Consider the following 26,878-nt stretch of genomic DNA (forward strand, 5'->3'; position numbering starts at 1 on the left):
CGAGGAAGAACCATGGGTAAATACGAAATCGACGTGAAACGCCTCCTGCAATATGTGGGCGGCAAACCGAACATCAAAGCGGTCTCGCATTGCATCACCAGGATGAGGTTCGTGCTGGCGAATCCGGGCCGGGCGGACATCAGCCTCATCGAGGCGCTGCCCAGCGTCAAGGGCACATTCACGCAGGCGGGGCAGTTCCAGGTCATCATCGGCAACGATGTGGCCGAATTCTACAACGAGTTCACCGATGTGGCGGGTATCGAGGGCGTGAGCAAGGAAGCCGTCAAGGACGCCGCCAAAAGCAACCAGAACATCCTGCAACGCGTCATGGGCGTGCTGGGCGAGATCTTCGCCCCGATCACCCCGCACTCGTCTGCGGCGGTCTCATTCTGGGCTTGCGTAATGTGATCGGCGAAATCCGTTTCTTCAACGACGGCACCCAGAGTCTGGCCGGCATCTCCCAGTTCTGGGGCGGCATGTACCAGTTCCTGTGGCTTATCGGCGAGGCCGTGTTCCATCTGCTGCCGGTCGGCATCGTATGGTCCATCACCAAGAAGATGGGCACCACGCAGATCCTCGGCATCGTGCTCGGCCTGACGCTCGTCTCGCCGCAGCTGCTCAACGGCTTCTCCGTCGCGTCCACGAAGGCCGCCGACATCCCGTTCTGGGATTTCGGTTTCGCCCATGTGCGGATGATCGGCTATCAGGGGCAGGTCATCGCGGCCATGATGGCCGGCTTCGTGCTGGTGTATCTCGAACGCCTCTTCCGGAGGATATGCCCCGAGGTCATCAGCATGATCGTGGTGCCGTTCTGCTCGCTGCTGCTCGCGGTGCTCATCTCGCATACGATCGTCGGGCCGATCGGCTGGAGGCTCGGTGACGGCATCGCCCATATCGTGTATTCGGGCCTGACATCCCCGTACCGTCTGTTCTTCGCCGCCATCTTCGGCCTGCTGTATGCGCCGCTCGTGATGACGGGCCTGCACCATATGACCAACGCCATCGACTCCCAGCTGATCGCGGCCACCGGCAGCACCATCCTGTGGCCGATGATCGCGCTGTCGAACATCGCCCAAGGCTCGTCCGTGGTGGCCATGTCCGTGCTGCAGAAAAGGAACAAACGCGCCCAGCAGGTCAACGTTCCCGCGTTCATCTCCTGCTATCTGGGCGTCACCGAACCTGCGTTGTTCGGCGTGAACCTCAAATACGTGTTCCCCTTGGTGTGCGGCATGCTGGGTTCCTCCTGCGCGGCCATGATCTCGGTCGGCTTCGGCGCGGAGGCGTTGAGCATCGGCGTCGGCGGCATTCCGGGCATCCTGTCCATCAGGCCCCGCTTCTTCCTTGTGTTCCTCGTCGCCATGCTCGTGGCCATGATCGTGCCGTTCCTGCTCACCCTGATCGTCGGCAAGGCGAAGCTGACCACATCCGAACGCGGCTTGGTATCCGCCGAAGTCGAGGGGGCGGACGTCGCCGATTCCGCCGCCCGGGGAGCCGGGGATGATGGGGATGCCGTTTCCGCCGTTTCCGCCGGGGCCGCCGAACCCGTCGATGACGGTAAGGCCACCGCAATCGTCGACGGCAAGGTCATTCCGCTCGATCAGGTGCCGGACGAAGTGTTCTCCAAAAAGGTCGTCGGCGACGGATTCGAATGCCTTGCCGGATTGGGAGACAGGGTGCGTCGCGGCGATCCGCTCATCCGCTTCGACGCGGGGAAGATCCGCAAGGCTGGGCATCCATGCACCACGATGCTCATCGTCACCTCCGAAGGCGACGCGACCGGCATAGCGATGCACACCGGCATCGACGCGAAGGCCGGCAGCACCCCGGTCATCACCTGGAACAACCAATCCTGACGCGCCACGCCGACGCCCTCCCATGCGGGGCGTCGGCATCCGTCAGCCATCACACCGACAACCGCACCGACAACCGCACCTCCGAAACGGCCATAGCAAACCGCATACAACGACCACGATCAAGGACACACCATGAACCACAGCAGCAAACCGCGTGACTTCCGCAAAAGCGTCGTCTACCAGATCTACCCGAAATCCTTCCGCGACAGCGACGGCGACGGATTGGGCGATATCAACGGCGTGATCGAGAAACTCGACTACATCAGGGATCTCGGCGTCGACTGCGTCTGGCTGACGCCGTTCTTCGTCTCGCCGCAGTATGACAACGGCTACGACGTGGCGGACTATTACAATATCGACCCGCGATACGGCACCATGGGCGATGTCGAACGGCTCATCGCCGAAGCCGACAGGCGAGGCATCGGACTGATGTTCGACATGGTGTTCAACCACGTGTCGACCGACCACGAATGGTTCCGCAAAGCCATCGCCGGCGACCCGTACTACAAGGATTTCTTCTTCTTCCGCAAAGGCAAGGGGGAGGGATGCCCGCCGACCAACTGGGCGAGCAAGTTCGGCGGCAGCGCATGGCAGTATGTGCCGGAATTCGACGAATACTACCTGCATCTGTTCGACCGCAGCCAAGCCGACCTCAACTGGGAGAACGAGAACGTGCGCCGTGAGATCCGCAGCATCGTCCGCTTCTGGATGGACAAAGGCGTCAAAGGCTTCCGTTTCGACGTCATCAACCTCGTCAGCAAGGCCGCGTTCGAGGACGACCCCAAGGGCGATGGCCGCAGGTTCTACACCGACGGGCCGAAGATCCACCGGTATCTGCGCGAACTGAACGCGACCACCTTCGGCACCGACGCGCGGATCGTCACCGTGGGGGAGATGTCCAGCACCAGCATGGAGGAATGCTACTGGTATGCCGGGCACATGGCCGGCGCACTGTCCATGGTGTTCAGCTTCCATCATCTCAAGGTCGATTTCGCCGGCGATGACGAATGGGTGATCGTCCCGCCCGACTTCGCCAAACTCAAGCGCGTCATGTTCGACTGGCAGACCGGCATGGCCGACCATGACGCATGGAACGCGGTCTTCTGGTGCAACCACGACCAGCCGCGCATCGTCTCACGGTTCGGTGACGACGGTCGGTATTGGCGGCAGTCCGCCACGATGCTGGCCACCATCATCCACTGTCTGCGCGGCACGCCATACGTGTACCAGGGTGAGGAGCTGGGCATGACCAACGCCGATTTCACCCGTATCGACCAGTTCCGCGACGTGGAAAGCCTGAACTACCATCGCATCCTGCAGGACAGGGGACTGAATGCCAAGGATGCGATGCGCATCGTGCAGATCCATTCGCATGACAACGCACGTACGCCCATGCAATGGGACGGATCGCGGTACGCGGGGTTCATGGACGAGCCGGAACGAGGCGCGCGGCATGCGAAGCCATGGATCGGCGTCAACGCGAACCATACGGTCATCAACGTCGAAAAGGAGAACGACGATCCCGATTCCATCCTGAACTATTACCGTGCGCTCATCGCCCTGCGCAAGAAGCTCGACATAATCGCCTACGGCGATGTGGAACCGCTTGCACCCGCCCACCCGTCGATGTTCGCCTACCGCCGCCGCCATGACGGCCATGAGCTCATCGTGGCCGCGAACCTCCACGGCAAGGACTGCATGTGGGAGGAAACCCCGGATCTCGCGGGATTCGAACGCGTGCTCGGCAACTACCCGAACCAGCGGGTCAAGGCATACGCCCGGCGCGTGCTGCTGCGCCTCTACGAGGCCAACGTCTGGTATCGCTGAAACCGTCGTGTCGGGCGGGTCGCCATGGCCGATCCGCCCGACACGACGCCATCCCATGGGCTCGCCGTTCCGGCTTGCGCCGGGGCATCCGATATGAGACGCCGCGCCGAAACGCAACCGTCCGCCATTATGCTGTGTGGTGTTTTCGGAAAGGAACCCCACACATGTACATCCATTCAAGAACGGCATCCATCATCTACAAATTCGCTCTGACGCTTATCGGCGTCGCGGCGCTGCTGTACGCCGCGGGCTTGGGCGACGGGCATTTCAACGGCTCGTTCTTCTGCTATTTCACCAACCTGAGCAACATCGCCGTCGTCGCCTACCTGTGCGCCGCCGCCGTGGCCGCGTTGCGCAACGGCGCACTCTGGCCAGAACCGTGGATGCCGAAGCTCAAGCATGCTCTCATGCTCGCCATCACCGTCACCTGGCTGGTCGCGCACTTCCTGCTCGACCATGGCGGCGTGTTCGCGGGCGGCACCTTCCATTGGACATCCCTCGTACTGCATTACATCGTGCCCATCGGCATGATTCTGGACTGGCTGCTGTTCGACCGCAAGGGCACGATGCGCGCCGTCGAACCACCGTTCTGGACGGTGTTCCCGCTGTGCTACCTCGTTTGCATCATGGTGGGTGTCTGGTGCTTCGGCCTGAACGTGCGCCCGGCCCAGCACAGCCGTTGGCCGTATGATTTCCTCGACTTCGACCATAACGGCGTGCCCGCCGTGACGGTCACCATCCTACTGCTGATTGTCGGTTTCGTGGTGCTCGGGTACGTGTACATGCTGATCGATCATCTGATGGCGAGGAAGGGCGTGGACTCGCAGCCGAACATCTGACGGGCATGCCGTGGTCCCAGGCGCCCCGGCCCATGGTCGCTACTCTGCTGGCGAAACACGGTTTGCGCAACGGGGTGCGGGCGTAGCATGGCTTTCGTCGGCAGACGTCGGATCGGCCGACCAACCGATGAAGGAGTTTTCATATGTGCACTGGCATTCGCTTCACCGACGACGAAGGCAACATGGTATTCGGACGCAACCTTGACTGGAGTTTTTCGTACGGCGAAACCGTTCTGGTCACGCCCCGCGGATTCTCCGGCGACTACGCATACGGTGACATCGACGGCGAGCGCAGCCGTGCGGTAATCGGCGTCGGCGTGGAAATGGGCGGCATGCCCATGTACTTCGACTGCGCGAACGAATCCGGGCTGGCCATCGCCGGCCTGAACTTCCCCGGTTACGCATCGTTCGCCTCTGAACCGGAGGACGGCCGTATCAACATCCTCACCGGCGAATTCCCGCTGTGGGTCGCCCGCAACTTCGACACCGTCGACGAGGCCGAGAAGGCACTGGCCAACGTCACCCTCGTCGCCCCCGACGATCCCAAGCGTCCCAAGTCGTTCCTGCACTGGTTCGTCGGCGACGCTACTCGCAGCATCGTCATCGAGCAGATGGCCGATGGCATGCACATCCACCACGACAACGTGGACGTGCTCACCAACCAGCCGACCTTCGACTGGCATATGGAAAACCTGCGCAACTACATGAACGTCGGTAGCGACATGGCCGAACCCGTCACATGGGGCGAACAACAGTTGACCGCATGGGGTGCCGGCGTGAGCATGCACGGCATCCCCGGCGACGTGAGCTCGCCGTCCCGCTTCGCCCGTGTGGCGTACACCAATACCCATTACCCTGTGCAGAACGGCGAAACCGCGAATATCGCCAGGCTGTTCCACACGCTCGGCTCCGTGCAGATGGTCGAAGGCATGGCCAGGATGGCTGACGGCAAATATGAGCGGACACTGTTCACCAGCGGTTACTACGCGAAGACGAACGCCTACTACATGAACACCTACGAGGATCCCGCCATCCGCACATACCCGCTCGCCGACTACGACCTTGACTCCACGGAGATCATCAAGGCCTGACCGGCATACCGCGAAACACGTCGCGCCCCGCGCACATCACGGCAAGGCCGCTTCCTCGCGATGGGAACCTTCCACCCATCGCAAGGAAGCGGCCTTGCCGTGATGTGCAAGCGGCCATCATCGCGACTAACCAGCACAGCGCCGCTGTTCCCGACTGCCACCCGCGGCAATCGGGAACAGACGGCAGGGTAGTCACCGCACAATATTGGGTATGGTCTTTCGCCCATGCGCCGATACGGGGACACATACACGGCGGACGACATACCACTCTTCGCGCACGCCGAAAACTGCTAGAATGCTACGTGCCGCGCATTGCCGCAGATTGCACGTTACTGCAGGCCAAACGTGCGCCTGATGAAACACTCCACCTTATGCCAGTACGCGTCCGGTGCCACGTCTGAACTTTCCATATGGTCGGCGCCGGGCACGAGCAGCCGTTCGCGATCGATGCTGGAACAGGCATTGTAATTCATGGCGAGGAAACGCGGGCTCACCATCCGATCGCCGCCGCCGTGGATGAACAGCATGGGAACGACCGCATGTTTCAACGACTTGACGCAGGACGCCTCGGTGAAATCGTAGCCCGCACGCTTCCGGCAGATCAGTCCGGCCGCATCCACGCACATCGCCGCTGCCAAACGCGGCAGGTGGAACATGGAATGCGCCATGTCGATGAACTCGTCGCGGGCGGAGGAATACCCACTTTCCGCGATGCCCGCGACCACATTGCGAGGTAGGCGCGGATCGCCCACCGTGTTCATCACCGTACTTGCACCCATCGAACCACCGTACAGCAGAATCCTCGCATCGGGGTCGCTGGCGACGATGAGACGAATCCAATCCAGCAGGTCATTGCGTTCCAGCCAGCCCATGCCCACATAACGCCCTTCGCTGAGCTCATGGCCGCGCTGCGCCGGGGTCAGTACCGTGAATCCGAGACGGGCGTAACGATGTGCCCACTTCGCCATCTCCGCCGGGGCACCGGTATAGCCGTGCACGCAGATCGCATAGGCATGGGGCAGGGGAGCGGCGCAATCCGGGTCGAACAGCCAGCCGTGCATGCGAAGACCGTCGGAGCTGACGATCCGCACCGGCTGCTTGGCCTGTTCGAACCATTCACCGGCCTCCTTGGCCTCACCCATGTTCATCTTCTCGTTGCGGTCGGGCGCGATGAGATTCCTACGGAAGATGGAGTTCTTGGACCGGGTGTCGATGGCGAATCGGAACATGCCGTCCGCGGTGATGGCAAGCAGTCCCGTCGCCGCGAGTGTGGCCGTCGTGGCTGCAATACAGGAAGTACGAACGATATCGTGGGTGTCATGCTGCGTCATCATTGCCTCGTTTCGGACATTCACTACTTCAGTACAGCTTACCTTCCTCCGGAGCGTTCGCGGCGTGCGGAGGTTTGTCCGGGCCATGCGTATGATTGAGAAGGCTTTGGCGAGGGAAGGCACGTGCGTGCGCTTCCGTTATCGACTCGGCGTATCTCACCCTCCTCGGGTGTTGTTCGGCGCGTCGTGGCGCCAATACAAGAACACTACGAAGGAGCAATTCCAACATGGCCAACACCATTTCCCTGAACGGTGAAGCACGTAACGAGTTCGGCAAGGGCGTCGCCCGTCGCCTGCGCGTCGCCAACAAGATCCCGGCGACCATCTACGCCGGTGGCACCGAGCCCGCATACCTCACCCTGCCGATGCGCGAGACCACCCTGGCCCTGCGTCACACCAACGCCCTGTTCAGCCTCACCTTCGACGGCCAGACCAAGATGGCCGTCGTCAAGGACGTGCAGAAGAACCCGGTCAAGCGTATCATCGAGCACATCGACTTCCTCGAGGTGAAGGCCGGCGAGAAGATCGACGTCGAGGTGCCGGTGTTCGTCGAAGGTCAGCCGAAGGGCGCCGCCGTGGCGTTCGTCGACATCCAGGAGCTTAAGGTCCGCGCCGATGTTGCCAACCTGCCTGAGAAGATCGTCGTGAATGTCGAAGGCCTGACCGACGGCACCAAGGTCCTGCTCAAGGACGTCCAGCTGCCGGAAGGCGCCGAGCTCGACATGGACGATCTCGAGGAGTCCGTCGTCACCGTCGAGGTGCCGGAAGACGCCACCGAGACCACTGCCGCCGCTGCTCCGGCCGCCGATGCCGCTGCTGATGCTGCTCCGGCCGCCGACGCCGAGTGAGCGTAATCGCCGCAGACGTGACCATATAGTTTGACGAAGGCCCGCGAATGATCGCGGGCCTTCGTTGCTTTCACGATGTGAACCTTTCCCGCGGCAAGCCGCATCGCTGTGAGAAAGTAAACATCAGCGCCCGCCACAAGCGGACAACATAGGAAACGGCCGCCCCCAACGGCCATCGATGTCAAGAAGAAGTGAAATGACTGAGAACACACATCACGATCCCGCAGCTTTGGACAAGCTGACCGAGGCATTCACCGTCCTGCCGAACGAGAACCCGGCATCCGACGCCAAGCGCAACGAACTGATCGACAAGCCGGCGTTCGGCCAGGTCTTCTCCGACAACATGGCGCACATGACCTGGACCAAGGGCGAAGGCTGGTCCGATCGTCGCATCGAACCGTACGCACCGCTGAAGATGGATCCGGGCGCATCCGTGCTGCACTACGCGCAGGAATGCTTCGAAGGCCTGAAGGCCTACCGTCACGCCGACGGCTCCACGTGGCTGTTCCGTCCGGATGCGAACGCCGAGCGTTTCCAGAACTCCGCCAAGCGTCTGTACCTGCCCGAACTGCCGATCGACGACTTCATCGGCTCCGTCGCGGCCCTCGTCAAGCGTGATGTGAACTGGGTTCCGTCCCGCCGCGAGTACACCCTGTACATGCGTCCGTTCATGTTCGCCTCCGAGCCGTTCCTGGGTGTGCGCGCCCCGCAGGAAGTGGACTACTGCGTGATCGCCTCCCCGTCCGGCCCGTACTTCCCGGGTGGCGTCAAGCCCGTGAGCATCTGGGTTGAAGACAAGTGGTTCCGCACCGGCCCCGGTGGCACCGGCTTCGCCAAGTGCGGCGGCAACTACGCCGCGTCCCTGCTCGGCGAATACACCGGCATCGACCACGGCTGCCAGCAGGTCTGCTTCGTCGACGCCGCGACCAAGACCTACCTTGAGGAGCTTGGCGGCATGAACATGATGGTCGTGCACAAGGACGGCCACGTGGAGACCCCGTCGCTGACCGGCAACATCCTGCCGGGCGTGACCCGTCGCTCCCTGATCCAGCTGCTGCAGGACGACGGCCACGATGTGGTCGAGACCATGATCGCTCTGGGCCAGTTGCTCGAGGACATCAAGTCCGGCGAGGTCACCGAGGTGTTCGCCTGCGGTACCGCCGCCATCATCACCCCGATCGGCCGCTTCAAGTCCGAGAAGTTCGACGTGACCGTCGCCGACGGCAACTCCGGCGAACTGACCATGGCCCTGCGCAACCAGCTGCTCGGCATTCAGCTCGGCGAGATCGAGGATCCGCACAACTGGATGTGGAAGGTTTGCTGATTCGCATCCGCTGAATCACTAACGTGAACCGCCGGAGGGCGGGACATGCGCCGCTTAACGCGACGCGCGTCCCGCCCTCTGTTTCGTTGTTTCCGAACATCGTGACCGGGGCGGGATGCCGGGATTCGGAATCAGGCGAATGATGGTAGGCTCGCCTAGGCCGAAGGAATGGAGGAAGTTATGGAAGTCGCCTTGGAGAGCAACGCGTTCTTCTGGGGAATCGAATATCTGGCGACGTTCTGCTGCGGCATGGTCGGGGGACTGACCGCAGTGCGCAAAGGGTATGACATTTTCGCGATTCTCGTCACGACATGGCTGACGGCTTTGGGCGGAGGCATCATCCGCGACGTGCTGCTCGGCGTATCGCCGCCCGTGGGCGTTTCTGACAAAGGACTGGTGATCACGGCCCTGCTCGCGGCGATCACGGTGGCCGTGGCGCATCCCGAAATCAACAAGTTGAAATGGTCGATGCTGACCTTGGACGCGTTGGCGTTGGGCCTGTATGCCGTCAACGGTACCAGCAAGGCCATGATGTACCACATGTCCGGCATCGCCGCCGTGTTCCTGGGCATGTTCACCGCTCTGGGCGGCGGGCTGATCCGCGACATGCTCATCAACGAAGTGCCCATGGTGATCCGCGACAAGCACTGGTATGCGGTGCCATCAGCGGTCGGCTGCGTGCTCACCGTGATCGTCTGCAAGGGCGTGGACGCAGGCATCATCGATTTCGCTACGGAGGAGATACTCGACGTGCTGATCGTGGCGCTGATGGTCGGCATGAGATTGGTATCCGTGATCTTTGACATCCAGCTTCCCGGGGCGTTGACACGGCATACCGCCCATCTTCCGGAAAATGCGAAGAAGGGGGACACGCCAGCGGCGCGCCGTGGGGAACGCGAGCGCAACGACTGACGGATTGCCGTGAGGGCTTTGCATAACAAAAAATCCCGCAGGAAAACCTGCGGGATTTTCATGTGCTAGGCGCTACGGCTCACAGAGCGTTGATCGCCAAGGCGAGACCGGACTTGCGGTTGGCGGCCTGATTCTTGTGAATCACGCCGGCGCCGGCAGCCTTGTCGAGCTTCTGAGCGGCGACCTTGTAGGCGGCTTCGGCAGCGGCCTTATCGCCGGCCTCGATGGCCTTGCGGGTGGCGCGGATAGCGGTCTTCAGACCGGACTTCACGGCCACATTGCGCTTGTGCGACTTCTCATTGGTGAGAACGCGCTTCTTCTGCGACTTAATGTTTGCCACGTTTACTCCAAACGATGTGTATTACAAGGACATACAAAAGTTAGAGGATAGCATGGGGGTTGGAAAAAGTCAGGATGCCACGCCGTAAACAGCGCGGGAATGACGGCGAACAGGCCGGCACTTGCTACACTGGGTGAAGTTTGAGCATTCGTCAGGAGGCATATTCGGTGGTCGTTCAGCACAACCAACCCGGTTCCACAGATCAGTCGTTGATCCGCAACTTCTGCATCATCGCGCATATCGACCATGGCAAGTCGACCGTCGCGGACCGTATTCTCCAGTTAAGCGGCATCGTGCCGGAACGTGAGATGCGCGACCGTTTCCTCGACCGCATGGACATCGAACAGGAGCGCGGTATCACCATCAAATCCCAGGCGGTGCGCGTGCCGTGGACCTTCGACGGCACCGAATACACGCTCGGCATGATCGACACCCCCGGCCATGTCGACTTCACCTACGAGGTCTCCCGTGCGCTGGCCGCGTGCGAGGGTGCCGTGCTGCTGGTGGACGCCACGCAGGGTATCGAGGCGCAGACGCTGAGCAACCTGTACATGGCCATCGACCACGATCTGACCATCATCCCCGTGCTGAACAAGATCGATCTGCCGAGCGCCGAACCGGACAAGCATGCGGAAGAGATCGCCGGACTCATCGGTTGCGAACCGTCCGACGTGCTGCGCGTCTCCGGCAAAACCGGCGAGGGCGTGGCCGATCTGCTCGACCAGATCGTCATGGACGTGCCCGCGCCCAAGGGCGATCCGGAGGCTCCCGCCCGAGCTTTGATCTTCGATTCCGTGTATGACTCGTACCGCGGCATCGTCACATACATCCGTATGGTCGACGGCGAACTGCGTTCCCGTGAGAAGCTGCACATGATGGGCATCGGCATGACGCACGATCCGATCGAGATCGGCGTGATCAGCCCCGACATGACGCCTACGAAGGCGCTTGGCGCCGGCGAGGTCGGCTATGTGATCACCGGCGCGAAGGACGTCAGCCAGTCCAAGGTGGGCGACACCGTCACCTCCGCGCTCAAGCCGGCGACCGAACCGCTGCCCGGCTACCGCGATCCGAAGCCGATGGTGTACGCGGGCCTGTTCCCGATCGACAACGCCCAGTTCCCCGAACTTCGCGAGGCGTTGGACAAGCTCAAGCTCAACGACGCTGCGCTGGTCTACACGCCGGAAACGTCGGTCGCATTGGGATTCGGCTTCCGTTGCGGCTTCCTCGGCCTGCTCCACATGGAGATCGTGTCCGAACGACTCAGCCGTGAATTCAACCTCGACCTCATCCAGACGGCTCCCAACGTCACCTATGAGGTGACCGCCGAGGATGGCAGTGAGCATCATGTGACCAATCCGAGTGAATTCCCGGACGGCAAGATCAAGAAGATCGTCGAACCGATGGTCGCCGCCGACATCATCGCGCCGAAGGAGTTCATCGGTGCCGTCATGGATTTGTGTCAGGATCACCGCGGCCAGATGGGCACGATGGAATACATCTCCACCGATCGCGTGGAAATGCATTACCGTATTCCGTTGGCCGAGATCGTGTTCGATTTCTTCGACCAGTTGAAGAGCCGCACGAAGGGCTATGCGTCGCTCGACTATCACGAGGACGGCGAGCAGTCCGCCGATCTGGTGAAGGTGGATATCCTCATCCAGGGTGAGAAGGTCGATGCGTTCAGCGCCATCGTGCACCGCGACAAGGCTTACAGCTACGGCGTGATGATGACGAAGAAGCTGCGTGAGCTGATTCCGCGCCAGCAGTTCGAGATTCCGATCCAGGCGGCCATCGGTTCGCGCATCATCGCCCGCGAGAACATCCGCGCCTTGCGCAAGGATGTGCTCGCCAAGTGCTATGGCGGCGATATCACACGTAAGCGCAAGCTGCTCGAAAAGCAGAAGGCCGGCAAGAAGCGCATGAAGATGCTCGGGCATGTGGAGGTGCCGCAGGAGGCGTTCATCGCCGCGCTGTCCACCGGCGAGGACGCCACCGACCGTGACACCAAGGACAAGATCCGCGCCGCGCAGAAGACCGAAGGCTGATGCTCGAGGTTGACGCAGTGAAGCGGGAAGCCCTGTGGGCTTCCTGTAGGCGAGGTGAGCGGCTTGCCGCGAAGGCCGCAGCGCGTGGAACGGGGGTATCCCTTGGAATATGAGATCTACATCCACGTCCCATTCTGTATGAGACGCTGCGGCTACTGCGATTTCAACACGTATACCGCCGTCGATCTGGGCGGCGGCGCATCGCGCGGCAATTACGCCAATATGGTGATCCGCGAGATGCGGTTGGTGCACGACTGGCAGCAGGCGCATGGCATTGATGAGCCGCCGGCTTCGACCGTGTTTTTCGGCGGCGGCACGCCGACCATCCTCAAGGCCGCCGATCTGGTGGCTGTGTTGGACGCCATCCGCGAGACTTGGGGAATCGTGGATGGTGCGGAGATCACCACCGAGGCGAATCCGGATACGGTGGACGCCGATTATGTGAGGGAACTGGCCGATGGCGGGTTCAACCGTATTTCCTTCGGCATGCAGTCGGCTGTGCCGTCCGTGTTGCGCACGCTTGACCGCACGCATACGCCGGCCAATGTCGTGGCGGGCGTTGAGGCGGCGAACGCCGCTGGCATGCGTTCCAGCGTGGACCTGATTTACGGTGCGCCGGGGGAGAGCCTCGACGATTGGCGCACCTCTGTGAAAACCGCCATCGATTTGGGTGTGAACCATATTTCCGCGTATGCGTTGGCCATCGCCCCGCATACGAAAATGGGTCGTCGGATCGCCGCGGGAACATTGTCCACGCCCGATGATGACGATGAGGCGAGCAAATACGAGATCGCTGACGACCTGTTGGGCGCCGCGGGACTCGAATGGTATGAGATCAGCAACTGGGCGCGGCCCGGCTACGAGTCCCGGCATAATCTCGGTTATTGGCGCAATGTCGATTGGGCGGGACTGGGCCCTGGGGCGCACAGCCATTACAACCGCTGTTCCGTGGATTCCCCTGAAGGCGTGGGGGAGAGGACGACTACGCCGCTCGGCCTGCGCAGTTGGGATATCGCGCATCCCCGGCTGTGGGGGCGATCCATTGATGGCGGCAAGGTGCCGTGGGCCGGAAGCGAGCGGATCTCCCGCGAGGAGAATCTTGAGGAGACCATCATGCTTGGTCTGCGCATCCGTGAGGGTCTGGACTTGAGTCGTCTCGGTGGTGCGGTCGACATGGCCCGTATCCGCCCTATGGAGGATGAGGGTTTGATCGAGATCCGCGACGGTCGTGTGATTCCCACGCGAACCGGTCGCCTGCTCAACGATACCGTCATCGAACGGTTCTTCGATGCCTGCTCGTTGTAGGTGCACGTGCGGATAACACTGAGGGGTGCGGAACATGATGTCCCGCACCCCCTCAATCATTCTTTCGGCTGTTACTTGGAGCCTTGTTCCTGAAGGCTTTCCGCCAATGGTGTTTCGTGGAGCATCGCCATGAGGATGCCGGCGACGATCATCAATGGGACCACGAGCATGAACAGGGGGATGAGCGCGTCGTTGTAGGCGGCGGCGACCGTGCTTTGCACGTGGGATGGCAGCGCGTGGACGATGCCCGGCGTGAACGAGTTCGGGTCGACGCCGAGCGCATGGGCGCCGCCCAGCGGTTTCAGCCGTTCGACGAGCAGATGGGTCAGGTTGCCGGTGAATATCGCTCCGGCCACGGATGAGCCCAATGTGGTACCGATTTCACGGAAGAAGTTCGTCGCGCTGGTGGCCGTACCCACCATGGTCGCGGGGAATTCGTTCTGCACGATGAGCACCAGGATCTCGAAGCTCAGACCCATGCCGAATCCCATGACCGTCAAATACAGGCAGACGAGGAACGGGGATGCGGTGGCCGTCAGCGTGCACAGTCCGAGTGCGCCGGCCAGCGCGATGATGAAGCTGGCCACCATGAGTTTCCTGTACCGGCCGTACTTGGCCACCAGTGCTCCGGAGATCAGTGATGCCACGAAGTACAGAATGGACGAGGGAACCTCCATGTATCCGGCGAGGGTGGCGCTCATGCCGTGCGCCAGCTGGAAGTAGGTGGGCAGGTATGACATGGCGGCCATCATGGCGAATAAGATGATGAATCCGCCGACCGTGGCCAATACGAAGTTACGGTTCCTGAACAGTGTGAGCGGCATGATCGGTTCGGCGGCGTGTTGTTCGGCGATGACGAAGAGCACGCCGAATATCAGGGTCGCCGCGATCAGGCCGATGATGACCGGCGAACGCCAATCATGCTGTACGCCTCCCCAGGAGGTGGCCAGTGTGAGCGTGGTCACCGCCACGGCGATGGTGATCATGCCGTACGAGTCGAAATGCTTCAACGACGCGTGCTGCGGGTATTTCGGCAGCAGGATGGCGCAGATGAGGATGCAGGCCGCGGTCAGTGGGATGTTCATCCAGAACGCCCAACGCCAGGTCAGGTGATCGGTGAACAGGCCGCCCAGCAGCGGGCCGATCAGCATGGGCACCGCCCAGCCGATGCCCATGGCGTTCAGGTAGATGGCGCGTTTGCGGGCGGGGATGATGTCGGCCACGATCGCCTGCGAAAGCACCATCACCCCGCCGCCGCCAAGTCCTTGGATGGCGCGGCCGGCGATCAGCCCGGCCATGTTCGGTGTGAATCCGCAGATGGCCGAGCCGATGAGGAACAGGGCGAGTGCGCCGAGGAACAATCCCCGTCTGCCGATGAGGTCGCCGATCTTGCCACATATGGGCATGCCGATGGTGCTGGCGAGCACATAGCATGTGGTGACCCAGAGCATGTGGTCCACGCCGCCCAGTTCGCCGACGATGGTCGGCAGCGCGGTGGCGACGATGGTCTGGTCGAGCGAGCTGAGGGTTTCTCCGATGAGCAGGGCGGCGAACACCAGTCCAATCGAGCGTACCTGGAGCGTGCCGTCCGATGTGCGTGCGTTCATGCCTCGCATCCTTCCGGTGTGGGATCGTTGTTCATGGTTTCTTCGACCCGTTGCACCAGCTCATGCATTGTGTCGATCATGGCCGCGATGCGGTCCACGCCGATCTGGTTCATGCACAGCTCCTCGGCGCGGCGCTCCTCGGCTCCGACACGCCTCGCCTTCTCCAATCCCGCTTCGGTCAGGGTGTGCACTTTGCTGCGTCGATCGGATTCGGATGCCTTCGTCGTGACCAGTCCGCGTTCCTCCAGTGAGGAGATGACCGAGCTGGCGGTCTGTTTCGGCATATAGAGGGGGATGCACAGCTGTTTCTGCATCCTTCCTTCGGGATGGTCGCGCAGCTCCTCCAGTACGCCCATGCTGAAGTACGTTTCGCCATGTCGTTTCGCCAATGCGCCGTATACCTTGTCCAATCGCAGTCCCAGGGTGTACAGCTCGTCGATCGGATGCAGCCGTTCCAGAGACGTTGTTTCCACGGTTCCTCCAATAGTCTGAGAATGGACTAATATAGTCCGAGAACAGACTAAACAATGGTGTGGCCAAAGAGGGGATGGCTCTGGGCGAGGGGGAGTGACGGGAACGATGATATGGAGAACGGCTCATTGCGAATCGACGTCGTTCCCTCGTGAGAAAGGGTCTTGACTTTTCCCGGTATTCGTTATATGGACATGATAATGTTCATGACACAAGGGGGCGGTATTCTAATCCACGCATTAAAGAACCGCAAGACTGTTCTTGCCCAAAAAACAATGAAGGTGGTTTCGGTGACTTTCCACGCCCCGTTAGATCTAACGATCCATGATTCCCAAGGTATGTACGATCCTGGAGCTGAGCATGACGCTTGCGGCGTGGGTATGGTCACCACCCTCAACAAGCGCCCGGAACGCAAGATCGTCGACGACGCCATCGAAGTGCTCGTCAACCTCAACCATCGTGGCGCGGTGGGCGCCGAGGAGAACACCGGCGACGGCGCCGGCATCCTCATGAGCATGCCCGACGAGCTCATGCGCGCGACCATCGACGCTGAACTGCCCGAGGAAGGGCATTACGCCGCGGGCATCGCATTCCTCGACCGTGACATCGCGACCTCCGGCCAGCAGGAACAGGCCATCGCCCGCATCGTGAGCGAAGAGGGCCTGGAGACGCTCGCCTGGCGCGTGGTGCCGACCAATCCCGACGGTCTGGGCCTGCAGGCGCTGGCCAGCATGCCGTCCTTCAAGACGCTTGTCGTGGCCGATCCGGAAGGCAAGCTCGCGGGCGTGGAACTCGACCGCAAGACCTTCCGCATCCGCAAGCGCGTGGAGCATGAGGTGGGCATCTACTTCGCCTCGCTGTCCGCGCGTACCATCACCTACAAGGGCATGCTCACCACCATGCAGCTCAAGCCCTTCTTCCTCGATCTTTCCGACGAACGCATGAAGGCCAAGGTCGCCATCGTGCACTCCCGCTTCTCCACCAACACCTTCCCGAGCTGGCCGCTGGCGCAGCCGTTCCGCCTGCTGGCGCACAACGGCGAGATCAACACCATCCAGGGCAACCGCAACTGGCTGTCCGCGCGTGAAGGCCGACTGAGCAGCGAACTGCTCGGCGAATTCGAGCCGCTGCTGCCGATCACCACACCCGGCTACTCCGATTCCGGTACTTTCGACGAATGCCTCGAACTGCTGCACCTCGCCGGCAGATCCCTGCCGCATGCCGTGTGCATGATGCTTCCCCCCGCGTGGGAGAAGAACGATCAGCTCGATCCGGACGTCAAGGCGTTCTACGAGTACAACAACACGCTCATCGAACCGTGGGACGGCCCCGCGCACATCGTGTTCACCGACGGTACCCAGGTCGGCGCCCTGCTGGACCGCAACGGTTTCCGCCCCGGCCGCTGGCAGCTCACCGACGACGGCTACGTCGTGCTGGCCTCCGAAGCTGGCGTGCTGCCCGAGATCGCGGACGAGCACATCGTCTCCAAGGGCCGCTTGGAACCGGGCAAGATGTTCCTGGTCGACACCGATGAAGGCCGCATCATCCCCGACGAGGAGATCAAGAAGAACCTCGCCTCCCAGCACCCGTACCGCAAGTGGGTCGAAGGCAACACCATCGAGATGAGCCAGCTGCCCAAGCGCGAGCACGTGAACCACTCCGGCCAGTCCGTGCAGCGCCGCCAGCGTGCGTTCGGCTACACCGAGGAGGACCTCAAGCTGCTGCTCACCCCCATGGCCAACACCGGCAAGGAGCCGCTGGGATCCATGGGCAACGACGCGCCGCTCGCCGCCCTGTCGTCCCGCAGCCGCATGCTGTTCGACTACTTCACCCAGAAGTTCGCGCAGGTCACGAACCCGCCGCTGGACTGGGAGCGCGAGAAGATCGTCACCTGCCTCGAATCCGCCATCGGACCGGAGCCGAACCTGCTGTCCGACAGCGAACTGCACGCCAAGAAGATCCTGATTCCGCTGCCCGTGCTCAACTCGGATGAGATGGCGCAGCTCAAGCGCCTGGACAAGGCCAAGCTGCTCGGCGGCTACTACAAGCCGTACGTGGTCAAGGGCCTGTATCAGGTCGCAGGCGGCGGCAAGGCGCTGAAGGAACGTCTGGACGAGATCTTCGTCGAAATCGACGAAGCCATCGCCGCGGGCAAGAATTTCCTCGTGCTTTCCGATCGTGATTCCAACCATACGTGGGGCCCGATCCCGTCTCTGCTGCTCACCTCCGCCGTACAGCACCACCTGCTGCGCCGCCATACGCGTACGCAGATCTCCATGGTCGTGGAGGCCGGCGATGTGCGCGAAATCCACCATGTCGCGCTGCTCATCGCCTACGGCGCCGCCGCGGTGAACCCGTATCTGGCGTTCGAATCCGTCGAGGACCTGGCCCGTCGCGGCTACCTCAACGTGGATGCCGAAACCGCCGTGAGCAACCTCACCAAGGCGCTGTCCACCGGCGTGCTCAAGATCATGGCCAAGATGGGCGTCTCCACCATCATGAGCTACCGTGGCGCCCAGCTGTTCGAAGCCGTCGGCCTTGACAAGAGCGTCATCGACGAATACTTCACCGGCACCACCTCCCGTGTGGGCGGCGTCGGCCTCGACGAGCTCGCCGAGGAGGTCGCCACCCGTCACCGCGTGGCCTATCCGAACCAGTGGACCGCGACCCCGCATCGCAACCTCCGCACCGGAGGCGACTACAAGTGGCGTCGCACCGGCGAGGATCATCTCAACGATCCGGAGGCCATCTTCCTGCTGCAGCAGTCGACCCAGCGCGGCGACTACGGCATGTTCAAGAAGTATTCGGACCACATCAACGACACGTCCAACCGTCTGATGACCCTGCGCGGCCTCATGAAGTTCAAGCAGACCCGCAAGCCGATCGACATCTCCGAAGTCGAACCGGCCAGCGAGATCGTCAAGCGTTTCTCCACGGGTGCCATGAGCTACGGCTCCATCTCCCAGGAGGCGCATGAGACGCTCGCCATCGCCATGAACAAGATCGGCGCACGTTCCAACTCCGGCGAGGGCGGCGAATCCGAGGACCGCATCAATGATCCGCTGCGCTACAGCAAGATCAAGCAGATCGCATCCGCCCGCTTCGGCGTCACCAGCGATTACCTGGTCCACGCCACCGACCTGCAGATCAAGCTCGCCCAGGGCGCCAAGCCCGGTGAGGGTGGCCATCTGCCCGGCGCCAAGGTCCCACCGTGGATCGCCAAGGTGCGTCACGCCACTCCTGGCGTCGAACTCATCTCCCCGCCGCCTCACCACGACATCTACTCCATCGAGGATCTGAAGCAGCTCATCAACGACGCGAAGATGGCCAACCCGAAGGCCCGCGTGCACGTCAAGCTCGTCTCCGAGTTCGGCGTCGGCACCATCGCCGCAGGCGTGGCCAAGTGCCATGCTGACGTGGTGCTGATCTCCGGCTACGACGGCGGCACCGGCGCAGCTCCGCTCAACGCCATCAAGCATGCCGGCACCCCGTGGGAGATCGGCCTGTCCGAAACCCAGCAGACGCTGGTACTTAACGGCCTGCGCTCCCGCATCACCGTGCAGTGCGACGGCGAGCTCAAGACCGGTCGCGACGTCGTGATCGCGGCGCTGCTCGGCGCCGAGGAGTTCGGCTTCGCCACCGCGGCGCTGATTGTCGAAGGCTGCGTCATGATGCGCGCCTGCCAGAAGAACACCTGCCCGCAGGGCATCGCCACCCAGGATCCGGAACTGCGCGCACGGTTCAAGGGCAAGCCCGAACACGTGATCAACTTCTTCATGTTCATCGCCGAAGAGGTCCGCGAACTGCTCGCCCAGCTCGGTTTCCGCACGCTTGAGGAGGCTGTCGGCCACGTCGAATGCCTCGACCAGAACGACGCGATCAAGCGCTGGAAGTCCGATGGCATCGACCTGAGCAACGTGCTCATGCAGCTCGGCCCGGTTCCGGGAACGATCCTGCACAAGACGATCGATCAGAACCATGAGCTTGACAAGGCGCTGGACAACAAGCTGATCGAAATCGCGCAGCCGGCCCTCGAGAACAAGGAGCCCGTGCGTATCGACATGCCGATCCGCAACGTGAACCGTACGCTCGGCACCATGGTCGGTTACGAGATCACCAAGCGTTACGGCGAGGAAGGCCTGCCCGACGACACCATCGACATGACCTTCCACGGTTCCGGCGGCCAGTCCATCGGCGCGTTCATTCCGCGCGGCGAGACCATGCGCATCTACGGCGAAGTCAACGATTACGCAGGCAAGGGCCTGTCCGGCGGCCGCATGATCGTGCGCCCCGAATCCGGCATCACCTTTGATCCGCACACCAACGTGATCGCGGGCAACGTGACCGGCTTCGGCGCCACCTCCGGCCAGATGTTCGTCGCCGGCCGTGCGGGCGAACGCTTCGGCGTGCGCAACGGCGGCGCGACCTTCGTGGTCGAAGGCGTCGGCGATCACGGTTGCGAGTACATGACCGGCGGCACCGTGGTCATCCTCGGTTCCACCGGGCGCAACCTCGGCGCTGGCTTCTCCGGCGGCAACGTCTACGTGCTCGACCTCGACATGGACAAGGTCAACCCGGATGCGGCGAAGAACGGCGCCCTGCTGTTCGAACCGCTCGACGGCGAATCCGACAAGCTGGTGCATAGCCTGGTCAAGCAGCACGCCGAGGAGACCGGTTCCGCGTTCGCGGCCGACCTGCTCGCCGACTGGGCGAACGCGTCCAAGCGGTTCACCCGCATCGTACCGAAGCACTTCCTCGCCATGCAGAAGGCGATGAAGGACGCCGAGGAGAAGGACATTGATTTCAATACGCCCGGCGTCTGGGAACAGGTGTACGAGCAGGTTATGGAAGGAGCGCGCTGACATGGGAGATCCTCGTGGATTCCTGAAGGTCCGTACCCGTCGCGAACTGGCCGAACGCCCCGTTGAGGAGCGAATCAAGGATTGGTTCGACGTCCACGCCGAATCCGGCCTGCAGCCTTGGACCACCGAACAGGCCGCACGCTGCATGGATTGCGGCACCCCGTTCTGCATGAACGGCTGCCCGCTGGGCAACATCATCCCCGAATTCAACGATCTGGTCCGCCAGGAGAAGTGGGAGGACGCGTACAACCGTCTGTCCGAAACCAACAACTTCCCCGAGGTCACGGGCCGTATCTGCCCCGCGCTGTGCGAGGCCGCCTGCGTGCTGGGCATCCACCAGCCGCCGACCATGATCAAGAACGACGAGTGCACGATCATCGATCAGGCATGGAACCTGGATTACGTCAAGCCGCTGCCGCCGCAGCGTCTGACCGACCAGACCGTGGCCGTGGTCGGTTCCGGCCCCTCCGGCCTCGCCTGCGCCCAGCAGCTCACCCGCGCCGGCCACACCGTGGTCGTGTACGAGCGTGACGACGCCATCGGCGGTCTGATGCGTTACGGCATCCCGAACTTCAAGCTCGACAAGCGACTGCTGGACCGTCGTGTGGAGCAGATGGAGGCCGAAGGCACCGTGTTCCGCACCGGCGTGGAGATCGGCAAGGACATCTCCTGGGATGATCTGCGTTCCCGCTATGATGCCGTGGTTGTGGCCATCGGCTCCACCGTGCCGCGCGACATGAAGCTTCCCGGCCGCGAGCTCGAAGGCATCCATTTCGCCATGGAGTTCCTGCCCGACGCCACCCGTCGCGTGTACGGCGTCAAGCCGGTGCACGATATCACCGCCAAGGACAAGCACGTCGTCATCATCGGCGGCGGCGACACCGGTTCCGACTGCCTCGGCACTTCCATCCGCCAAGGCGCGAAGGACGTCACCGTGCTGCAGATCATGCCGCAGGAGCCGAACGAGCGTCCCGACAACCAGCCGTGGCCGACCTTCGCCCGTCTCTACCAGAAGACCTCCTCCATGGAGGAAGGTTTCGAGACGGGACGCGCCGAATACGTCTACAACACCGATTCGGTGAACTTTGTCGGCTCCGAGGAGGATCAGGCCAAGGTCACGATCGAGAACTCCACCGCCACCGAAGGCTTCGTCGCCGACGAGAACGGCCATGTGACCGGTCTCAAGGTCGTGAACGTCGCCCCTGGCGAGAACGGTCCGTTCACCCGCCGGCCCGGTACCGAGCGCGTGATCCCCGCCGATCTGGTGCTCATCTCCGTGGGTTTCTTGCACCCGGACACCACCACGCTGGTCGACCAGCTGCCCGTCGAACTCGACGGTCGCGGCAACGTGGCCCGCAACGACGCTTTCGCCACCTCGCAGGATGGTGTGTTCGCCTGTGGTGATGCCGGTCGCGGCCAGAGCCTCGTGGTCTGGGCCATCGCCGAAGGCCGTTCCTGCGCCGCGGCGGTCGACGAGTACCTGACCGGAGCCACCGAACTGCAGGCGCCCATCGTCGCTTCCAAGCGTCCGATGATGCTGCCTCGCTGACCAGCGTTCCGCCGATAATACGGGTGTAATACGGGCGGTCGTGCGATTCCCTGCCGATGCGGGGGTTGCGCGGCCGCCCGATTGCTATGTGAAAACCGCCGTGCGAAGCGGGAATCGGAACGAAAAACGACCGAATCCCGCGCCGTGACCGGGAAAAACGACCGGCATGCAGTAAAGTGACATGCAGCGATACGTAACAAAGGAGTGTTTCAATGCCCAATCGTGCAGAACGTCGCGCCAAGGCCAAAGCCGACCGCAGGGGAGTGCCCTCCCAGTACGACCAGACCCGTGGGCGCGGGCGTGCGGGAATGATCGACGAATACCAGTTGCAGGAGAAGTCCCGCAGACTGCAGGAGGGGACCGACGGCCCCTGGAAGCCCACCGCACACACCATCACGGAGCAGGAGAGCCTGCTGACCACGAACCCCGATTACACGAATCCGAAGATGTTCAAGGCCCCGCATTCCGTACGCCAGTGGTTCCGCGTGGTCAGCTGGGTGCTGATCGCCCTGTCCATCATCGGCTTCTTCGTGGTGATGTGGCTGCCGAGCCACCCCATGTGGCTGATCGCCACCGTATCCGGCGTGTTCATCGTGGGCGTGCTGAGCCTGTTCTTCACAGCCGGCAACTACAAGCACAATCCGAATCTCGACGAAAACGGCACCGCGGTCTGACGGCGGTCGACCGTATGCCGTGTATGGCGTAACGGGGATGCGGACGGGACAAACCGTCATTCGCATTCCCGTTTTCGTATATGCCCCGGGCATAGGGGGAGCACGGGCGGCTGATATGGTTGGACGGGGAAACGGTTCGCCGGGTAAGAGAGGTTAACGGGGTGGCAGACGATTCACTGAAATGGCTTGGCGATGAGATCCGCAGCGAATGCGGCGAGGGGATGCTGCAGCGCGCGCAACGGATCGTGTGGTATGAGCAGGACCGGATAATGGGGGCGCAATGTCTGGATTCGTCGGACGGTGACGGCACCCGCATCACCCTGACCGCCCGTATGCGAGCCGCGTCGACATCGGCCGGCACCTATACCGTGCAGGCGACCATCGACCTCGGCGACGAACTGCTCCTGTCACGGTATTGCAGTTGCCCGGCGTTCGGGAAAACCGATGCGGGCGGATACCGGAGCATGGCCGGGTACCGTGATTTCGACACGGACGATTACGGGGATGGCGGCGCGTGCGGCTCATACGGCTCGTATGGGGATTACGACGACTACGACGATTCCGGGTATGAAAGCTACGGCACGGGTGGTTCGACGTTCGGCCATGTTCCCAATGACGATGAGCGGGGCGTCACACCCGCACACTGGTCCGGAAGCCTGACCGCGAACGCGCGCTATACCGGGGTCTGCAAGCATGTGGCGGCCATGATCCTGCTGTTCCTCGACAATCCGGACTTGTTCCACGGCTACCATGGGGTGGCCGGTGCGACGCCGCGACGGCTGGCTGACTATATGCGTCAGCTCGACGGGCGGAACGCCGGAACGGATGAGGATGTTCGCAGTGTTCTTCTCGAACGCATGGACGGGGCGAGACGGCGTCTCGCCGCCGAACAGGGCAAGCCGCAACCATCGGTCGGCAGGCCGGGCGCAGCAAAACGCGCCGGCACGCCGCCCGCGGTCAGACCGGGAAGCGTGGAACTGGAACCGACGCTGGTGCTCGGCTACGGGACATGGTCGCTGCAACTGCGCATCACGCATGCCGCGGGCGGGGCGAACGCCTCGTATGTGGTGCGGAACATCGCGAAGATGGTGGCCGACATCCGATCCGGCGTATACACCAGTTACGGCAGGAAACTCGCTTTCCGTCACTTCCCGGAGATGTTCTCCCCGTTCTCCCGGAGCCTGATCGATTTCATCGAACGCGCGATCCGATCCCGCAGGATCGCCATGCTGCAGAACCATCAGTACGCATCCGGCGTGATGGTCGACCGCGAATTGTTCCTCGCCGACTGGGAGGTTTGTGATCTGCTGGACCTGTACCATGAGCTGCCCGCCTCGATCGGCCTGCGATTGGACGGCACGACCGTATCGGGTGAGCAGGGTGCGCCCATAGTGGAAGGCGGCCCGGATGTCACCTTCCACGCGGAGTACACGCGTCGCATGGCTTCCGGCGGAGTGCGGATCACCGGCGATCGCACGGTGCTCGCCACCATTGCCGGCCAGCACAGCCGGTACATCCTCGCTTCGAAGGGCGGGCGTTCCCGGCCGGAGCTCCACCGTTGCCCCGCCGCGTTCGCCCCGGCGCTGCATGCGTTGGAATCATTGTGCACCGGTGAACCGGACGGCGTGTTCGTGCATGAGAACGACTGGCCGATGTTCGCCCGTACCATCCTGCCGGCGCTGGCGAAGGCCGGCATCGGCTTCGACGTGCCGCAGGAGATCGCGTACATCGCAAACGGCGAATGCGGGCTCGAATTCTACCTGGACCGCGATCTGAACGGCGTCACCTGCGAAGCCGTGGCCCGATACGGTGATTTCGCGTTCCAGCTCGTTCCCGCGGCGAAGTCGTTGCGCGGCATCATCCATCCGGATTCCACCAGTCGGGCGTCGCTCGTCAAACGCGACGCGGAACATGAACGGCTCGGCGTGGAACTCGTCGAACAATTGTTCCCCGAACATGACGATCATAGCCTTGCACGCATCGACGAACAGGATGAGGATGCCGTTCTGCTGCTGCTCACCGACGGCGTGGACATGCTCCGTTCCATCGGCGAGGTGTTCTCCACCGCCGCGTTCGACGGCATGCTCAAGGAGAGCGCTCCGACGGTGAAGGTCGGCCTGTCCATCGATTCGAATCTGGTGGAGATCTCACCAATCGCCGACGAGGTGCCGATGAACGAGGTCGGTTCGCTGCTGGCAAGCTATCGGCGCAGGCGCCGCTACCACAGGCTGCGTGACGGTTCCTTCGTCGACCTGAAAGACGCCGATCTCGATGAACTCGACACGGTCGCCGTCGATTTCGGGCTGACCGAACGCCAGCTCAACGAAGGCGGCATCGAATTGCCTGGCTATCAGGCGTTCCTGCTTGACTCTGACGTTTCCGACACCGAAAAAAGCGCATCGTTCCGCGCATACGTCGACGACGTCAAGGTGATCGACCCGCGGCGCTATGAGGTGCCGCAATCGTTGCGCGGCGTGCTGCGCCCATACCAGGTCGAGGGATTCCAATGGTTGTCGACGCTGTGCGACAAGGGGTTCGGCGGCATCCTCGCCGACGAGATGGGTTTGGGCAAATCCCTCCAGACGCTCACCCTGCTCGAATCCCGCAAGGGTAACGGTTGTTCGCTTATCGTCTGCCCGGCGTCGCTGGTGTACAACTGGGCCGCGGAATGCGCGAAGTTCACGCCCGACCTGCATGTCGAGATCGTCGCGGGGGGCAAGGCCGAACGCCGTCGCGTGCTGGCGACCGTGGCGCGGCCTGCGGATGCCGACGATACAGGGGAGTCGGGCGGGGCGGGCGATACTGACGAGGCCCGCGCCGCTGATGCGCCGGACATCCTGATCACGTCCTACGATCTGCTGCGCCGTGACATCGACGATTACGGGGATTGCGCGTTCGATTGCGTGGCGATCGACGAGGCGCAGTACATCAAGAACCATACGACCAAGGTCGCCAAGGCCGTGAAGCGGCTGCGGGCCGAGCATCGTTTCGCGCTCACCGGCACGCCGATCGAGAACCGGTTGAGCGAACTGTGGAGCATCTTCGATTTCCTCATGCCGGGATTGCTTGGTTCCTACGCGAGATTCCGCGAGCGCTACGAGCAGCCGATCCTCGCGCCGGGGCCGGAACAGTCGGTCATGGCCGCCAAACTGCAGGCGCTGGTCGGTCTGTTCATCAAACGCAGGCTGAAACGCGACGTGCTCACCGACCTGCCGGACAAGTTCGAGAACGTCGTCACCGTCAGGCTTGAGGGGGAGCAGCGCAAGCTGTACGCCGCGCATGAGCAGCGTCTGCGCGCCTCGCTCGACAAGGTCGACGATGCCGATTTCGATACGAGCAGGATTCGTATCCTCTCCGAGTTCACGCTGCTGCGTGAGATCTGCTGTTCGCCGAAACTCGTGTACGCGGATGCGAAGAACGCCTCCGCGAAGCTTGACGCGATCGACGATCTGGTGTCGAGTTGCATGGATTCCGGCAAGAAGGTGCTTATCTTCTCGCAGTTCACCTCGTTCCTTGATCTGATCGGCGAACGGCTCGCCCAGCATGGCGTCGCGTTCCATTCGATCACCGGCGAGACACCCAAGAAGCGTCGCGTCGAACTGGTCGACCGGTTCAACGGCGATGATGTGCCCGTGTTCCTCATCTCGTTGAAGGCGGGCAACACCGGTCTGAACCTGGTGGGCGCGTCCGTGGTCATCCATGCCGACCCGTGGTGGAACGCCGCCGCGCAGAACCAGGCCACGGATCGTGCACATCGCATCGGGCAGACGCACGATGTGAACGTGTACCAGATCGTGGCGCAGGACACCATCGAGGAGCGTATCCTGCGACTGCAGAAGGAGAAAAGCGAACTCGCCAAGCAGTTCACGGATGGCACCGCGGGCGGTGGCGTGGGTTCGCTCACCAAGGACGAGCTGCTCGGCCTGCTGTCCTGATGCGGTCACAGGGGATTTCCGTACGCGCCGGCGCTGCCTCCGGTACGTCACCGTGCCGATGA

General features: G+C 62.4%; 18 protein-coding genes. 14 read left to right on the forward strand and 4 right to left on the reverse strand.

Annotation, left to right across the window (positions count from 1 at the left end):
- Window positions 1-12 precede the first annotated feature (12 nt).
- The 5 genes from BUB29_RS10040 (at window position 13) to bsh (ending at window position 5,610) form a co-directional block, all read left to right on the forward strand.
- Window positions 13-408: a glucose PTS transporter subunit EIIB gene (locus tag BUB29_RS10040; RefSeq protein ID WP_234356097.1), complete on the forward strand. Its 396-nt coding sequence runs from the start codon at window positions 13-15 to the stop codon at window positions 406-408.
- Window positions 405-1,853 carry a PTS transporter subunit EIIC gene (locus BUB29_RS02260; RefSeq protein ID WP_234356098.1) on the forward strand — a complete coding sequence of 483 codons (1,449 nt, stop codon included), beginning with the start codon at window positions 405-407 and terminating at the stop codon, window positions 1,851-1,853. The genes BUB29_RS10040 and BUB29_RS02260 overlap by 4 nt, the downstream gene beginning before the upstream one ends.
- Window positions 1,854-1,985: 132 nt before the next feature.
- Entirely contained in the window at window positions 1,986-3,680 is a 1,695-nt protein-coding gene (locus BUB29_RS02265; protein WP_033522855.1) for an alpha,alpha-phosphotrehalase, read from the forward strand.
- Window positions 3,681-3,844: 164 nt separating this feature from the next.
- Window positions 3,845-4,519 carry a Pr6Pr family membrane protein gene (locus tag BUB29_RS02270; protein WP_033522854.1) on the forward strand — a complete coding sequence of 225 codons (675 nt, stop codon included), beginning with the start codon at window positions 3,845-3,847 and terminating at the stop codon, window positions 4,517-4,519.
- A gap of 143 nt (window positions 4,520-4,662) precedes the next feature.
- The gene (bsh, locus tag BUB29_RS02275; protein WP_033522853.1) at window positions 4,663-5,610 is read left to right on the forward strand and encodes a choloylglycine hydrolase; all 948 of its coding nucleotides are present in this window, start codon (window positions 4,663-4,665) and stop codon (window positions 5,608-5,610) included.
- A 329-nt stretch (window positions 5,611-5,939) separates the two neighbouring features.
- Here the strand turns inward: bsh and BUB29_RS02280 are convergent, their stop codons facing one another.
- Entirely contained in the window at window positions 5,940-6,944 is a 1,005-nt protein-coding gene (locus tag BUB29_RS02280) for an alpha/beta hydrolase (protein WP_033522852.1), read from the reverse strand.
- 224 nt (window positions 6,945-7,168) lie between these two features.
- On the opposite strand from BUB29_RS02280, the gene BUB29_RS02285 reads away from it, so the two are divergent.
- The 3 genes from BUB29_RS02285 to BUB29_RS02295 all read left to right on the forward strand — a co-directional run bounded on the left by BUB29_RS02285 (window position 7,169) and on the right by BUB29_RS02295 (window position 10,025).
- The gene (locus BUB29_RS02285; RefSeq protein ID WP_033522851.1) at window positions 7,169-7,789 is read left to right on the forward strand and encodes a 50S ribosomal protein L25/general stress protein Ctc; all 621 of its coding nucleotides are present in this window, start codon (window positions 7,169-7,171) and stop codon (window positions 7,787-7,789) included.
- A 196-nt stretch (window positions 7,790-7,985) separates the two neighbouring features.
- Window positions 7,986-9,113 carry a branched-chain amino acid aminotransferase gene (locus BUB29_RS02290; protein WP_033522850.1) on the forward strand — a complete coding sequence of 376 codons (1,128 nt, stop codon included), beginning with the start codon at window positions 7,986-7,988 and terminating at the stop codon, window positions 9,111-9,113.
- A gap of 180 nt (window positions 9,114-9,293) precedes the next feature.
- Window positions 9,294-10,025, forward strand: a complete 732-nt coding sequence (locus BUB29_RS02295; RefSeq protein ID WP_051915068.1) for a trimeric intracellular cation channel family protein — start codon at window positions 9,294-9,296, stop codon at window positions 10,023-10,025.
- Between the two features lie 79 nt (window positions 10,026-10,104).
- On the opposite strand, the gene rpsT is transcribed toward BUB29_RS02295, so the two are convergent.
- The gene (rpsT, locus tag BUB29_RS02300) at window positions 10,105-10,365 is read right to left on the reverse strand and encodes a 30S ribosomal protein S20 (protein ID WP_033522849.1); all 261 of its coding nucleotides are present in this window, start codon (window positions 10,363-10,365) and stop codon (window positions 10,105-10,107) included.
- 167 nt (window positions 10,366-10,532) lie between these two features.
- On the opposite strand from rpsT, the gene lepA reads away from it, so the two are divergent.
- Complete coding sequence (gene lepA, locus BUB29_RS02305) at window positions 10,533-12,413, forward strand: translation elongation factor 4 (protein ID WP_033522848.1); 1,881 nt, start codon at window positions 10,533-10,535, stop codon at window positions 12,411-12,413.
- A gap of 138 nt (window positions 12,414-12,551) precedes the next feature.
- The gene (gene hemW / locus BUB29_RS02310; RefSeq protein ID WP_033522847.1) at window positions 12,552-13,718 is read left to right on the forward strand and encodes a radical SAM family heme chaperone HemW; all 1,167 of its coding nucleotides are present in this window, start codon (window positions 12,552-12,554) and stop codon (window positions 13,716-13,718) included.
- A 71-nt stretch (window positions 13,719-13,789) separates the two neighbouring features.
- Here the strand turns inward: hemW and BUB29_RS02315 are convergent, their stop codons facing one another.
- Window positions 13,790-15,325, reverse strand: a complete 1,536-nt coding sequence (locus BUB29_RS02315; RefSeq protein ID WP_051915070.1) for an MDR family MFS transporter — start codon at window positions 15,323-15,325, stop codon at window positions 13,790-13,792.
- Window positions 15,322-15,798, reverse strand: coding sequence for a MarR family winged helix-turn-helix transcriptional regulator (locus tag BUB29_RS02320; protein WP_033522845.1), 477 nt, complete (start codon window positions 15,796-15,798; stop codon window positions 15,322-15,324). The genes BUB29_RS02315 and BUB29_RS02320 overlap by 4 nt, the downstream gene beginning before the upstream one ends.
- 288 nt (window positions 15,799-16,086) lie before the next feature.
- On the opposite strand from BUB29_RS02320, the gene gltB reads away from it, so the two are divergent.
- The 4 genes from gltB to BUB29_RS02340 all read left to right on the forward strand — a co-directional run bounded on the left by gltB (window position 16,087) and on the right by BUB29_RS02340 (window position 26,816).
- Window positions 16,087-20,658: a glutamate synthase large subunit gene (gltB, locus tag BUB29_RS02325; protein WP_033522985.1), complete on the forward strand. Its 4,572-nt coding sequence runs from the start codon at window positions 16,087-16,089 to the stop codon at window positions 20,656-20,658.
- 1 nt (window position 20,659) lies between these two features.
- Window positions 20,660-22,207, forward strand: coding sequence for a glutamate synthase subunit beta (locus BUB29_RS02330; protein WP_033522844.1), 1,548 nt, complete (start codon window positions 20,660-20,662; stop codon window positions 22,205-22,207).
- Window positions 22,208-22,419: 212 nt separating this feature from the next.
- The gene (locus tag BUB29_RS02335; RefSeq protein ID WP_033522843.1) at window positions 22,420-22,881 is read left to right on the forward strand and encodes a membrane protein; all 462 of its coding nucleotides are present in this window, start codon (window positions 22,420-22,422) and stop codon (window positions 22,879-22,881) included.
- A gap of 221 nt (window positions 22,882-23,102) precedes the next feature.
- A complete protein-coding gene (locus BUB29_RS02340) occupies window positions 23,103-26,816 on the forward strand; it encodes a DEAD/DEAH box helicase (protein ID WP_081966293.1) in 3,714 nt (1,237 codons plus the stop codon).
- Window positions 26,817-26,878: the final 62 nt, after the last annotated feature.

Source organism: Bifidobacterium merycicum DSM 6492, from assembly GCF_900129045.1.
Classification (GTDB): domain Bacteria; phylum Actinomycetota; class Actinomycetes; order Actinomycetales; family Bifidobacteriaceae; genus Bifidobacterium; species Bifidobacterium merycicum.

Coding starts and splice junctions, on each gene's coding strand:
- BUB29_RS02270 (WP_033522854.1), top strand. CDS start 3,845: ATGTACATCCATTCAAGAACGGCATCCATCATCTACAAATTCGCTCTG.
- hemW (WP_033522847.1), top strand. CDS start 12,552: ATGAGACGCTGCGGCTACTGCGATTTCAACACGTATACCGCCGTCGAT.
- bsh (WP_033522853.1), top strand. CDS start 4,663: ATGTGCACTGGCATTCGCTTCACCGACGACGAAGGCAACATGGTATTC.
- BUB29_RS10040 (WP_234356097.1), top strand. CDS start 13: ATGGGTAAATACGAAATCGACGTGAAACGCCTCCTGCAATATGTGGGC.
- BUB29_RS02315 (WP_051915070.1), bottom strand. CDS start 15,325: ATGAACGCACGCACATCGGACGGCACGCTCCAGGTACGCTCGATTGGA.
- BUB29_RS02265 (WP_033522855.1), top strand. CDS start 1,986: ATGAACCACAGCAGCAAACCGCGTGACTTCCGCAAAAGCGTCGTCTAC.
- BUB29_RS02290 (WP_033522850.1), top strand. CDS start 7,986: ATGACTGAGAACACACATCACGATCCCGCAGCTTTGGACAAGCTGACC.
- BUB29_RS02330 (WP_033522844.1), top strand. CDS start 20,660: ATGGGAGATCCTCGTGGATTCCTGAAGGTCCGTACCCGTCGCGAACTG.
- BUB29_RS02340 (WP_081966293.1), top strand. CDS start 23,103: ATGCTGCAGCGCGCGCAACGGATCGTGTGGTATGAGCAGGACCGGATA.
- BUB29_RS02295 (WP_051915068.1), top strand. CDS start 9,294: ATGGAAGTCGCCTTGGAGAGCAACGCGTTCTTCTGGGGAATCGAATAT.
- BUB29_RS02335 (WP_033522843.1), top strand. CDS start 22,420: ATGCCCAATCGTGCAGAACGTCGCGCCAAGGCCAAAGCCGACCGCAGG.
- BUB29_RS02280 (WP_033522852.1), bottom strand. CDS start 6,944: ATGATGACGCAGCATGACACCCACGATATCGTTCGTACTTCCTGTATT.
- BUB29_RS02285 (WP_033522851.1), top strand. CDS start 7,169: ATGGCCAACACCATTTCCCTGAACGGTGAAGCACGTAACGAGTTCGGC.